Source organism: Cupriavidus sp. 01L45 (genome assembly GCF_056399885.1).
Genome location: NZ_JBFTSG010000040.1, coordinates 13,772 through 26,811, shown reverse-complemented (window position 1 = coordinate 26,811; position 13,040 = coordinate 13,772). Strand labels below are relative to the sequence as shown.

Below are 13,040 nucleotides of genomic sequence, written 5' to 3'. Positions count from 1 at the left end.
TTGCTGGCCGCCTCACGGCCGCCTTGGGACGTGAATTTATACAAGTATAAGTCAAGATCACACTGGTACTTATACTTATATCAGTGAGACTTCGATGAGGACGCGAAGGGAGAGCCCGGCGAAGCTGCCACCCAGGCAGATGCCAGGGGGCAAGCCCCAGGCATGTGGGAGAATGCCGGGATCGTTACCGTGAGCGAAACGCGTCCTGAGCCACCATGCCCCCTGTCGATAGCCGGCACACCAAGACTCCCGCCCGAAAGCGCGCCACCGAAGCATCCGCCGCCACGACACCCGCCTCCCCCGCGGTCGAGGTATCGGGGCGACAGCGTCTGATCGAAGCCGCCGAGAGCGAGTTCACGCAAAAAGGATTCGACGGCGCCTCGGTCCTGTCCATCGCCAACCGCGCGGGCGTGAAGCAACCGCTGCTGAACTACCACTTTGGCAGCAAGGAAGGGCTCTGGCGCGCGGTAGTGGAGAATGCGTACGCGGGATCCCTTGCCGCATCCAGGCAAGCGGCGGATGCGCTCGATCGCTCGGATCCGCTCGCCCGCTTGCAAGCCGCGCTAAGGGCCTTCGCGGTGAGCAATATCCTGCATCCGGCAGCGCACTCCCTTGTCCTCATGGAAGTCGCGCAGGACGGTCCACGACTGGACTGGCTGGTGGACAACTACATGAAGCCGTTTCATGAGAAGCTCGATGCGCTGATTGCGGAGTGCCATGCGGCGGAATTGCTGAAGCCCTACCCGGCTGAGCATGCCAGCGTCATGATGACCGCCATGCTGACGGCGGTGCAATCGGCTACCCATCTGCTGAAGCGGCTTTATGGCGTGGGGCCCATGACGCCCGCGCAGGCGGACCAGCATGCGGAACAGGTCATCGATGTGCTGATGAATGGCATGGCAGCACACCGGCCAGGCAGACGGCGTACGGCAAAGCCCGGCTAGTTCCGCGACCGCGCCGCGTCTACCGGACGGCAACGCTCCCGGCCACGCGCCGCGCCAGCTCGTCGGCCCGCTCGCCGGCAAAAGGCCTGGCGCGCGCCGTCATGCTCATATCGCAGTTGCYGGCCCTGGCAGCGCCATCCATCACCTGGCTAACCGCGCCCGCCAGCTCCGGACTGGCCTCGGCGCCACGGCCCAACCGCCACGACAACAAGTCCGCCACCGCCATGCCGCAGCGCCGCGGGTCGCGATACAGCGCGCCGTCGTGTGCAAGCAGCATCTTCACCTTGGCTTGCTGGCCCATCATCATCATGGTCACCAGCGGCAAGGCATCGGGCTGGTCCACCCCTGCGATACGCACGCCCGCATCGGTGCGGTCGGTCTGGTCGGCACCTGCCTTCAGCCATGCCAGGTACAGGTCGTCCGGCAGCCACGGCAAGCTCAGCGGCGCGATGCCGTTGTTCTTCATGCCTTGCGCGCTGTCCAGGTACTTCAGGCTGACGCCGGCGGCAACCATCCGCTCGCCCACGGCACGCGCGCTGGCCYGCAGTCCGTCCCAGGCAGGACTCTCCTTGCTGGCGGCCGCGCGCAACTCCAGTTCGCTCCACGTACGCAACAGCGCCGACATGGGCTCGCTGGTGAGCGGCGCCGCCGGCTTGCGCGAAGCCTGCGCCAGCCGGTCGACCAGCGCCGGCTGCAGGTAGCGCGCGGACAGGCTCAGCGCTTCGTCCATGCCGTTGCGCGCCACCCCGGTCTTGACGCCGTAGCCGCCCACCGAAGCATCCGCGCCATGATCGAGCGCAAAGGCCACGCGTTCCGGCACGGCAAGGGCCGCGCCCGGCTTCAACTCGGCGTACGACGCGCGCAGCGCCTCCAGCAAGGGCGTTTCCCACTGGGGGCTAGCGCCGTAATACATGCGGATGTACGCCGCGTTGATGTCGGCGCCCCTGGCCAGCAACTGTTCGGCGAACCAGCGGGTACGGTAGTTGGAGATGGCTGCGTGCAGCACGCTGCGACCCTGCTTGTCGCGCGCGTTCGGGTTGGCGCCGTGGGACAGCAGGTACTCCAGCGTGTCGCGATCGTCGCCGTAGTAGGACGTACGCGTGATCAGCAAGGGCGTGCCGTTGTGGTCGGGCGCCTCCACCGAGGCGCCCGCCGCCAGCAGCATGTCGGCGATGGCGTAGCGCTGCGCCGGGGGACGCGTATCGCGCCCRACCGGCATGGCGCCGGCCAGCATGGCCCGGCCCGTGCCCGGCCCGTCCGCCTTGGCGCCGGCTGCCAGCAAGGTGCGGACGATCTCCGCCTGCTTGTGGTACACCGCCGAGCCCAGCGCCGACACGCCATATTCGTTGACCCCGTCCGGATCCTGGCCACGCGCAAGCTGCGCGCGCACCGCTTCCAGGTCGCCCGCCTTGATCGCCGCGAAAATCTCCAGCCGCGGCCGGCACGTGGCCGGCGTCAACGCCGGCTCGCCCAGCGCGGCGCCGATGCGGGCTGCCACGTTAGACGGGATGGCCGTATTCGACGCCATCCGCAGGGTGCAGTACTGGCGGTAGTCCTCGCGCGCCAGCGCCAGGTAATAGTCGCGCCTTTGCGGCTCGCGTTCGCGTCCGCTTTGCTGCCAGCGGGCATCCGCGCGGTTCAGGTAGGCGGCGGTACGTGACGGGTCCCGGCGCAGCACCTCGCCCAGGATCAGGTCGGCCTGGGCCGCGTCGCCTGTCTCGGCCAGCCAGAATGCATAGTCGTTCAAGGCGAGCAGCGTGCCGGCGCTTTCGCCCCCGGGATCGATCTCGCGGTAGTCGTGCTCCATGACGAAGGTACGCAGCTGCGCCAGCGCGCGGCCGAATTCCGCCGTCTTCGCGCGGGGTATGGCACGCGCCGCCTGGTGCAGCGCGCGGAAGGCCGCCAGCGTATCGGCGGGCGCCTGCTGCACGAAGCGCACATCGGGCGGCACGGCCGCAAGCCGGCTCGGATAGCTCACCAGGGCGCCGCGCAAGGTCGCCATGGCCTGGGCCTGTCGTGCCGCGTCCCAGGGCCGCGTGCTCGTCACCGTGGCCGTGCCGGCATCGGCGCGCACCGTGGCGGCCTCGCCCGTGGCGTCGACAAGGTAGCCGTTCACCTGCTTGCCATCGGATTCGCTGTAGGCATAGGCCACCCAGTAGAAAACCTGTTCGCCCCTGGGCTGGGCCACCGTCACCCTCTCCTCGCGCGACGCACGCCATGCGTCCGGATCGATCACCAGCGCCGGCGAGCGGAACGCCAGCGCGTATGTCCCGCCTTCGCGCAGGTAGCGATAGAAAAACAAGCGGTTCTCGACCTGCCCGACCAGCAGCGCATCGCGCGCGTTCTCGGTGCCCCACACGCGCCGCTCCGGCGCGTTCAGGGGATACCGGCCCAGGCGCATGGCGTCGATGACTTCGCCGATATCGTAGGCCAGCGCGGCAGGCGGCATGCCGGCGGTGCAGGCGAACGCCAGTGCCACGGCGCCGAGCACGCGGGAAAGCCGGGCAACGCGGCGGCCTTGTCGGGAACAAATGATGGGGGGAGTACGGAACATCCTGACTGGACAAAGTGACGAGCGAGGCAGATGATACCCGGCCCGCGCGTCACCGCCAGGGCTATTTGCTCCGTGTGGCCGCGGTCTGGCCGGCCGGCCGGGCCGCGTCCTTTTGCATGAACACGCTGAGGGGGTCGTCGGCGTAGGTTCCGAACGGCCCGCACCGGACGTAACCCGCCCGGCCGTACAGGGCGAGTGCCTCGGGCTGGCTCACGCCGGTCTCCAGCACGAAGCGCGGGCAGTCCCTGGCGATAGCTTCGCCTTCGAGCCGGGTCAGCAGGGCCAGCGCAATGCCGCCGCCGCGATGTTCCGGGCGCACGTACATGCGCTTGATTTCCCCGAACTCCGGCTGCAAGACGATCGCGCCGCAACCGACGGCAACGCCCTGCCCGTCCCGCACCACGGCAAACAGCACGTTGGGTTGCGACAGCGCCTCGATATCGATGCCGTGATGGCTCTCCGGCGGATATAGGGGCTTCTGGTACGCGTCGAGTTCGTCGATAAGCCGGATCACCTCTGCTTGCGTCGGGCTTTCAAGCGCAATGTTCATGCTGGATTTCGAAAGTTGATATGGCTGTCAGCTACCCGGCGGCACCCGGCCGGTCAGCACCGGCGCCATGGCGGCGCATCAAATTCTATCCGAGGCGCACAGCCTGCATGACGGCGCCGGGGAATCCCGCGAAGGGGCGCGCGCCTTCATGGAGAAGCACAAACCCGACTTCCCTGGCCCGCGTTCGGCGTAGCCACGGCTTCCGCGCGCCCTGCCCGGCTACGGCGGGGTCGGGGAGTCGGCGGTAGACATATTCGTCAATCAAGCGTCATGTTCGATGCGCGAATGACTTCTCCCCACCTTTCCCGCTCGCCAGCCACAAAGGCGGAAAACGTTGCCGGTGACTGCCCGCCCGGAATCCCACCCATTTGCCGCAGCTGTGACAGGAGGTCGGGATCGCGCATGGCTGCCGCGAGGTGGTGTTCCAGCTGGCTGACGACGGCGGGAGGCGTTTTTGCAGCGACGAAGATGCCAATCCATGCCGTCGAGACGAAATTGGCAAATCCGGCCTGCTCCATGGTCGGCACATCGGGCAGGCTCGGCACGCGCTGCGCCGCGGCCACCGCTAGTGCGCGCAGCTTGCCGGAGCGGATATATGGCAGCGCCTGCGTCAGATTGTCGAACTGGAACGTCGTTTCCCCCGCAAGCAAGGCGGTCGTGGCAGGCGTGGAGCCTTTGTATGGCACGTGAATGGCATCCGTGCCGGTGCGTATCTTGAAGAGTTCGCCCACCAGGTGGCTGGTCTGGCCGATGCCCGCGGAGCCGAAGGACAGCTTGCCGGGGTGTTGCTTCATCTGGGCGACAAGATCAGCCACGCTCTTGACCGGCGACTGGGCATTGACCACCAGGACATTGGGAAAGGCAATGACATCGGTAATCGGCGTCAAATCCGATGGTTGGTACGTGAGGCGCTTGTAGGCGCTGTAGTTGATGGCTTGCGGGCCAACGTTGCCGGCCAGGAGGATATAGCCGTCGGCCGGCGCACGCAAGGCGGCTTGCGTACCGATGATGCCGCCACTGCCGGGTCGGTTGTCGACGACGATGGGCTGGCCCAGGCGTGCACCGAGCTTTGATGCCAGCAGGCGGATGGGAATGTCGATCGTACCGCCAGGCGCACCCGGTACGACGATCGTGACCGGTCGTGTCGGCCAGGCGGTCTCGGACTGCGCACCCGCGACAGCGGAAAACGCCAGCGCCACAAGGCCGCAGGCGAAGGACACTACCGGACGTCCCGATGGACAGAGTGCTCTCATACTGTTTGTCTCCTGGATGTACTGCTTCGGATTCTCCGACCGATCCATGTCAGGGCACGGGTGCCGCATCCGCGGCCTCGGCGAAGCGGCCAAGGTGCATGGCGGCATTGCCGAGCAGCAGCTCATTGCCGATGAGCCGTTTGCTGTAATGGCTGACCGGCGTCTCGTGTTGCAGTCCGACAGCGCCATGCAGCTGCAAGACATCAAACGCGATAGCGCGACCAGCCATGCCGGACAGGTACTTGGCCGCGCTGACCCGGCGCCTGCGTTCGCCGGGGAGCGCGGCATGCCAGCCGATCAATGCCCGCCGCACCAGATGACGTGCACCGCTCCAGGCGCGATAGTGATCGACCACGCGATGCTGCAAGACTTGCTGTTCCGCCAGGGTGCGTCCGAACTGCTTGCGTGTGCGCAGGTACTCGACGGTGATGCCCAGCACGCGCCGCATGGCACCGACGCTTTCAGCGCACAGGGCGATGGTGGCCAGTGCCATGGCATGCTCCATTGCCGCCAACGCGTCGTCCCCCCGGCCGATCAAGGCGCCGGCCGCCAGCGCAAGGCCGTCCAGCCGCACGTCAGCCGCGCCGCGCGCGTCGTGGAGCTGATAAGCGCGTACCACGACACCACCGGCTTCCGCCGGCACGTCGAATACCCCAAGACTGCCGTCTTCCAGCTTCGCGGCGACGATGAAGTGGTGCGCCTGGGCGCCACCCATTACCAGTGGATTGAGACCATCGAGCTGCCAGCCTCCACCAACCCGCCGCGCGGTGATCGTCGGGCGCAGCGCCCGCCCCGCGACGGGCTCATCGCCGCAGGCCACCGCGCAACGCGCATCGCCACTGGCCAGCGCCGCCAGCCGCGCATCGCGCGTGGTGCTGGCCGGCAGCGCGAGAAGGGCCTGGACCCCGAGTACCGCGCTCCACGGAAGAGGTTCCAGCACGAGCGCTTCCCCCAGTGCTTCCATTAGAGGCAACAGGTCTTCCATGGACCGGCCCAGGCCGCCAAACGCTTCCGGCATTGCCAGGTTGGTCAAGCCCAGACCGATGAGACCTGCCCAGGCCTCATTGTCGAAGCCGCCCTGCATGCCGATGATCTTCTGCCGGCGCTCGAAGCTGTAGTGGCCATCCAGCCAGCGGCGCACGGTATCGGCCATCATGGCCTGCTCTTCGCCGAGATGATCGTTGCGCGGCCGGTCGAGCTCGGTCTGCCCGGCAAATATTGCCTTTGCAACGATCTGGCGCTGGATCTCCGAGGAACCGCCCGCCAGCGAGCTGCCACGATAGCGCCACATATGCAGAGTCGTGTTGCCTGCGTGGGCCGAGGGCTCCTGCCCGGCTTGCGGCCGGCCTTCCAACGCTTCAGGATCGAACGGCATGGAGGCGGCACCATGCGCATCCATGCGGAACAGATGAAGATCCTGCAGCAACTGAATGCCTTCGAGTTTCAGCAGGGACGCTTCGAGGTCGGGACTGCCCCCGTCCGCTGCCTGCCGCACGGCCGGCCACCACGCCGCATCGAGCGCGCGCAGGCGAATGTCCAACGCGGCGTGGCGGCGCGCGACCAGGGCATGCTCAATGGCGTGCTCCATGTTCCCAGGCTGGCCTTCCTCATTGCGCCGCGCCCGGACCAGTTCCGCGGCGCGGGCCAACTCCGCCTTGCACTCAGCCACCCGAGCCACGAACAGGCGTTCGATCACCAGCAGTCCCTTGGCGATGGCCCATCCGCCGTCCGCTTTGCCGACCAGGTTGGCTTCAGGCACCCTCACATCGTCAAAGAACATCTGGACGTGGAACAACGCGCCGTTGATATAGCGGATCGGCCGTACCGTCACGCCGGGTGAGCGCAAGTCGATCAGCAGCACGGAGATGCCATCCTGCTTGCGCAACGCGGTCGGATCGGTGCGTACCAGCACCAGGGCCCAGTTGGCCCAATGCCCCAGGCTTTGCCAGATCTTGGAGCCATTCACGATCCATGCGTCGCCATCGCGGCGTGCCGTGGTGCGCAGCGCGGCCAGGTCCGAGCCGGCGTCGGGCTCCGAATAGCCCTGTGCCCAGAAATCGTCAAAGGAGAGCATCCCGGGCAGGAATCGGCGGCATTGCTCCTGTGTGCCGTGGCGGATCAAGGTTGGGCCGATGGTATCGATGCCGAGGTTTTCGATATATGGCGCATCGCTGGCCGCCAGCTCCTCCCGGAAGATGGCCTGTTGCACCAGCGACCATCCCGGCCCGCCGTGCCCGGCCGGCCAACCCGGCGCCGCCCAGCCGCGCGCATGCAGAATGCGATGCCATCGGGCCGCCTGCTCCCGGGTGACAAGGCAATGGGCGCGCGTCGCAGCGCGGATATCGGGCGGCACCGCGTCCCGCAGGAAGGCGCGGATTTCCTTGCGGAATGCCTCGTCAGTGCGTTGAACCGATCCGGTGTCTGACAGGTGCGACATCTTCTGTTCCTTCATGGAGGTTCGATTCGGGCAACAGGGTCCGCGTGGCGCTTATCGGCGATTGCCGAATGCCGATTGCCGATTGCCGGATATCAGGTTTGCCAGCGGGGCTTGCGCTTTTCCACGAACGCCGCGAGGCCCTCTCTTGCATCTTCGGTCGCGATGACGTTGCCAAACGACTCGACAGCGGTAGCCACGCCGCGACGGTAGTCGGAGTCGTTCGCACGCATGAATGCCAGCCGCCCCATCCGCATGATCTCCGGCGACTTCCGGCACAGGACCTGCGCCAGTGCGCGCGCCTCTTCCATGACGTCCTGCTCGGGAACCACGCGGCTGACCAGCCCCAATGACATGGCTTCCTCTGCGTCAAAGGTGCGCCCCGTGAACAGCAGGTCAAAGGCGCGGTGCCGGCCAACGATGCGAGGCAGATGTGTGTAGTGAATGGCCGGCGTCAGCCCGACATCGATTTCCGGATAGCCGAAGGAAGCCGTATCGGCGGCGACAATCATGTCGCAGTGAATGGCCAATGTCATGCCACCGCCGCGCGCGGTGCCGCCAACCGCTGCAATGGACGGCTTGCCAAGGCGGAATTGCGCATCGCACAAGCCGTTGTACAGCTTGTCGACCAGCGCGTAGCTGCGTGCTGGCGAAGCGCCAACCAATTCGCCCAGCTGCAGCCCGGCGCAGAATCGCCGTGGCACCGCGCTGCCAAGGATCACCGCGCGTACCGCGCTGTCTTCGGCCGCGCGGTACAGCGCCTGCAGCAAGGCGTCAATCATCTCTTCATTCAGCGCGTTGACGGGTGGGCTGTCGAGCAGGATTTCCGCGACGCGGTCGCGAACCTCATAGGAAACGGAAGACATGGCAGTCACTGGTCCGTAAGTGGCAAAGCTGTGGGCCCGAGGCTGGCTTCGGGGGCGTTGGCGGCAGCGACCACGCCGCTGGCCTTGAGTTCGGCAATGGTGCCGGGTCCATAGCCAGCCTGGCGCAACACCTCATCGGTGTGCTCGCCGAGCAGGGGGGGCGGACGGTTTGCCTTGCGGTCTTCACCGCGAAAGCGGACTGGCAGGCCGATGTTGCGGATCTTGCCGAGCACCGGGTGCTCGGACTCGACAATCAGGCCGCGCGCATCCAGCTGCGGATGCGCCAGCGCCTCACCCAGCGTATGAATCGGGGCACAAGCCACGCCGGCTTTGCGCAGCGCATCCAGCCAGTACGCAACCGGCTGCGTGACGATTCGCGCCTGCACCATGGCCACGGTTTCGTCGAAGTGCGCGACGCGTGCCGCGTTGGTGGCAAACCGGGGTGCGTCGACGGCGTCATGCAGCCCGGCAACCGCGCAGAAACGCCGCCACTGGGCATCGTTGCCGACGCCGATCATGACCGGCCCGTCGGCGGCCTCGAACACCTGATAGGGCGCCATGGCTGGATGCGCTGTTCCCATGGGCCGTGGCAGCTTCCCGCTGCACCAGTAGTTCTGCGCCAGATAGCCCATGAACCCCATGGCCGTGTCCAGCAACGACACCTCCAGCAGCATGCCCTTGCCGGTCTTCTGGCGCTCGAGCAGCGCGGCCAGGATGCCGCTCAGAGCGTGCATGCCGGTACCCAGGTCCACTGGCGAGAAGCTCGCGCGCGCGAGCTTGCCGCCGGATTCGCCCATGGTGCTGACCATTCCGCTGAACGCTTGCAGCATCACATCGTAGCCAGGCTCCTTGCCTAACGGCCCCGCACGCCCGTAGCCTGAGATTTCGCAGTAGATCAGCGCCGGGTTCCGCGCCGACAGCGTCTCGTAGTCCACGCCCAGCCGGGCGGCGGCTCCGCTGCCGAAGCCCTGCAGCACGATGTCGGCGCGGGCCGCCAGCGTTTGCACGATCTGCCTGCCCTCCCCGGTCTTCAGGTCAACCGCCAGGCTGCGCTTGTTGTGGTTGACGGCCAGGAAGGTGGCAGACTCGCCGCGGTCCTGTGGCAACCACGCGCGCGTGTCATCACCGCGGCCCACCGGCTCGACCTTGATGACTTCGGCACCCAGCTCTCCCAGGTATTGGCCGCACAGCGGGCCGGCGAGCACCTTGCTCAGGTCCAGTACGCGAATTCCCTGTAGTCCAGTCATGTGTATCCATCCGGAGCGGTTCGATGCCGGCACCGTACCGCGCGCGGCATGGTGCCAACGTACGGGGCCGGATCGCGGCCCCGCGGGCTACCCTATTCGGGCTTGATGTCGATGGAACGCGCCAGCGCCGTCCAGCGTGCGGAATCGCGGTTGACAAAGTCCTGGACGTCCGCCGGCGCCAGTTGGAACGGTTCGGCGCCGCGCGCAACCAGGGCCTTGCCGAAGGCGGCATCCTGGGTGCATTCGGCAACGGCCTCGCGCAGCGCCCTCACGACAGTGCCCGGTGTCCTGGCCGAGACTTGCAGCGAAAGCCAGAACTTGAGGTCCAGCGCCGGGTAGCCAGCTTCCTGCAGAGTCGGCACATCCGGCAGCAGGGGGGAACGGGCGGCCGAGGTGATTGCCAACGCCTTGAGCTTGCCGCCCTTGATCTGGCCGATGCATGTGGTCATGCTGTCAAAGAGAAAGTCCACATTGCCCGCCATGACATCGCTGCTGGCTGGCGCGCTGCCCTTGTAGGGCACCGGCACGGCGCTGAATCCGGCCTCCTTCAACAGCAGGGCGCCATAGATGTGCGGGGAGCTGCCGGCGCCATAGGTAGCGTAGCTGAGGCGGTCCGGCCGCTGCCGGCCAAGCCGGACCAGGTCGCCCAGGCCGCTGACATCGAGCTTGGTGGGGTGTACCACCAGCACGTTCGGCACGGTGGCGATCACGCCGACGGCCGTCAGGTCGCGCCGTGGCTGGAAGCGCAGGTCGGGAAACATCAGCGGGTTGACGGCATGCATGCCTACGGTGTTGAGGAGGATCRTATAGCCATCGGCGCTCGCATCCAGGACGCTTTGCGTACCCAGGTTGCCGCCGGCTCCGGGCTTGTTCTCCACCACGACCGGCTGGCCAAGCCTCTGTGCCAGCGGCAAGGCGATCTGCCGCGCCACGAAATCACCGGGCCCGCCGGCCGCAAATGGCACGACCAGCCGGATTGGCCGCGAGGGCCACTGGCTCGCCAGGAGCGGGCGCGACAACAGCGCGACACCTGTGCCTGCCAAAAAAGTACGGCGAGTGATTCTCATCACATCTCCCATCAATGTCGGCGCCGATCCGCGTACGCCGCGCGGCGGGCCCAGGACCGCACTATTGCTTTCCGCGGGATATATGTCCAAGATATATTCTTTATGCCGGCTATCATTTCGCGATATACCCTCGGAACCGGGGGGTTGCGAGACTGGACTGGCGCAGTCGCACGCGCCGGCATAGCACCGGCAGCGATGATGGGAGACAGCATTGGGAATGCCGGTAGATCTGCGTGGGTTGCAGTGCTTCCTTGCCGTGGCGACGGCAGGCTCGATCTCTCGTGCGGCGGAAGTCCTGCACATCGCGCAACCCGCCCTGAGTATCCAGATCAGGCATCTGGAAGAAGCGCTGGGCGTGGCGTTGTTCACGCGCAGTCACAAGGGCGTGGTGCCGACCGCGGCTGGCCAGCGCCTGGCGATTCACGCCCGCGACATCCTGAGGCGACTCGACATTGCCTGCGAGCACGTGCGTGACGTGATGAACGATCCCGAGGGCCGGGTGGCGATCGGCCTGCCGCAATCGATGGCCAAGATCCTGACGGTTCCGCTGGTCCGGGAGACCATCCGGCGCTGGCCCAAGGTGCGGCTGCAAGTCATTGAACTCAGCACGGGCTACATCCCCAGCCACCTGCTGACCGGACATATCGACATCGGCCTGACGTTCCAGAACAAGACCGATTCCGGCCTGCTGTGCAGCCATCTGGTAGACGAGGATCTTGTCCTTGTGGCGCCAGCGGGGCAGTTCGCCAGCGGCGGCAAAAGCGCCATGCCGCTGACCAGGACTGTCCGCTTCCGGGACCTGAGCAAGTATCCAATGATCCTGCCTGCCGGTGAGCACGGACTTCGCGCCCTCCTCGACGGCTATCTGCGGGCACACGAAGTCGACCTGCGCATCCTGGCCGAAGTCAATACCATCCCGGAGCTGATTGCACTGGCGTCGGCGGGTATCGGCTACACGGTGCTCTCCTACGCGTCGGTCTCCTCCGAAGTGCTCCAAGGTCTGCTGTCGGCAGCACGCATCGGTCAGCCAGCCGTTTCACGCCCGGTCTACCTGTGCCGCTCGGCCACCATGCCGCTGTCGATTGCGGCGTCCGCGGTGCAGGAACTGCTGGTGGAAACCGTGCATGCCCTGATTGCGGATGGCAGCTGGCCAGCGGTCATGCATGCCAGACAACAAACAGCGACATAGCGCGGCCTGCCGCCTCAACAAGTCACAAGACCAGACAAGTCGCCCAGATCAAATCCGTATCCGGGATCAGCCATTTGGTCCAGGCAGCGGCCGCGCATTGCTCGCATGCTCCCCTCAATCCGCCTGCCCGACCGGCATCCATCCGTTCGCAGAGATCGCGGCCGCCACCTGTTTCGCAATCGAATCGCCCAACCGCGCGGCATCCGCGGAAATGCTGTCGCGCTTCGCCTCGGACATGCCATGCAGGCCCGAGTCCGCCGCGGCGGACTCCGCGAGATGGCCCGCGGCCGCGCCGACGCCGGCAGTCTCGGCCACGCCCGGCATGTGGCCGCTGTCCGCATCGGCGGAGAAGCTTCGCAGCAGCACCGGCGAACCGTTCGCGGGCTTGTACATGATCTGGACCGATGCGCGAACCTCGCTCTTGCCGGCGCCAAGACCGACCAGCAAGCGACGCCGGCGCGTACCCTCATCGATCTTCTGGAAGCCTCCCTCGACGATCAGCGCATTGCTGTCCGCGGGCACGGGGCCGTCCGCGCGTACCACGTGCAGCCCCATCGACTGCAGTTTGCGCACGATTTCGTCAGACACCTGCTCACGCGCTTCGCGCGCCTTCTGGGACTGCTCGCTGGCGGCCGAACCGCCAGCGGCCATCGTCTTCAGCTTCTGGCCCATGCCGCTGTCCAGTTTCACCTGATCCGGGCTCGCATCGAACGAATACACATAGATGACGTCCGCGCGCACCTGCGCCTGGACGCTGGCCTGGCTCACGCCTTGATTCACGCCTTGATTCACACCTGTATCGCCCCAGGCACAGCCCGCCGTCAAGAGCGATGCCGTCGCGAAAGCTGCAACCGCCACGCGCGTGGCGCGGTCTGCGAGGGATTTGAATGAAGTCTGCATGTCGATCCGTCCTCGGCACCATCGTGCCGTCAATTG

Annotated in this window: 10 protein-coding genes; 2 read left to right on the top strand and 8 right to left on the bottom strand. The window is 66.5% G+C overall.

The genetic code is table 11. From position 1 onward, the window contains the following. The first annotated feature begins 215 nt into the window (after positions 1 to 215). Positions 216 to 944 carry a TetR/AcrR family transcriptional regulator gene (locus AC1DT6_RS25595; protein ID WP_441628346.1) on the top strand — a complete coding sequence of 243 codons (729 nt, stop codon included), beginning with the start codon at positions 216 to 218 and terminating at the stop codon, positions 942 to 944. A 19-nt stretch (positions 945 to 963) separates the two neighbouring features. On the opposite strand, the gene AC1DT6_RS25590 is transcribed toward AC1DT6_RS25595, so the two are convergent. From AC1DT6_RS25590 to AC1DT6_RS25560, 7 genes are all read right to left on the bottom strand, one after another. After that, entirely contained in the window at positions 964 to 3,498 is a 2,535-nt protein-coding gene (locus AC1DT6_RS25590) for an ankyrin repeat domain-containing protein (protein WP_477114993.1), read from the bottom strand. Between the two features lie 61 nt (positions 3,499 to 3,559). Next, positions 3,560 to 4,048, bottom strand: a complete 489-nt coding sequence (locus AC1DT6_RS25585) for a GNAT family N-acetyltransferase (protein WP_441628342.1) — start codon at positions 4,046 to 4,048, stop codon at positions 3,560 to 3,562. 257 nt (positions 4,049 to 4,305) lie between these two features. Then, positions 4,306 to 5,301: a Bug family tripartite tricarboxylate transporter substrate binding protein gene (locus AC1DT6_RS25580; RefSeq protein WP_441628340.1), complete on the bottom strand. Its 996-nt coding sequence runs from the start codon at positions 5,299 to 5,301 to the stop codon at positions 4,306 to 4,308. A gap of 49 nt (positions 5,302 to 5,350) precedes the next feature. Beyond that, entirely contained in the window at positions 5,351 to 7,738 is a 2,388-nt protein-coding gene (locus AC1DT6_RS25575; RefSeq protein WP_441628338.1) for an acyl-CoA dehydrogenase family protein, read from the bottom strand. 92 nt (positions 7,739 to 7,830) lie between these two features. Then, positions 7,831 to 8,601, bottom strand: a complete 771-nt coding sequence (locus tag AC1DT6_RS25570; RefSeq protein WP_441628336.1) for an enoyl-CoA hydratase/isomerase family protein — start codon at positions 8,599 to 8,601, stop codon at positions 7,831 to 7,833. A gap of 5 nt (positions 8,602 to 8,606) precedes the next feature. Then, positions 8,607 to 9,848 (bottom strand): CaiB/BaiF CoA transferase family protein, encoded by a 1,242-nt coding sequence (locus AC1DT6_RS25565; RefSeq protein ID WP_441628334.1) that lies wholly within the window; start codon positions 9,846 to 9,848, stop codon positions 8,607 to 8,609. A gap of 92 nt (positions 9,849 to 9,940) precedes the next feature. Then, a complete protein-coding gene (locus AC1DT6_RS25560; RefSeq protein WP_477114992.1) occupies positions 9,941 to 10,915 on the bottom strand; it encodes a Bug family tripartite tricarboxylate transporter substrate binding protein in 975 nt (324 codons plus the stop codon). A 217-nt stretch (positions 10,916 to 11,132) separates the two neighbouring features. Between AC1DT6_RS25560 and AC1DT6_RS25555 the strand changes: the two genes are divergently transcribed. Then, positions 11,133 to 12,104, top strand: a complete 972-nt coding sequence (locus AC1DT6_RS25555) for a LysR family transcriptional regulator (RefSeq protein ID WP_441628330.1) — start codon at positions 11,133 to 11,135, stop codon at positions 12,102 to 12,104. A gap of 114 nt (positions 12,105 to 12,218) precedes the next feature. On the opposite strand, the gene AC1DT6_RS25550 is transcribed toward AC1DT6_RS25555, so the two are convergent. After that, positions 12,219 to 13,004, bottom strand: coding sequence for a DUF4410 domain-containing protein (locus tag AC1DT6_RS25550; RefSeq protein WP_441628328.1), 786 nt, complete (start codon positions 13,002 to 13,004; stop codon positions 12,219 to 12,221). Positions 13,005 to 13,040: the final 36 nt, after the last annotated feature.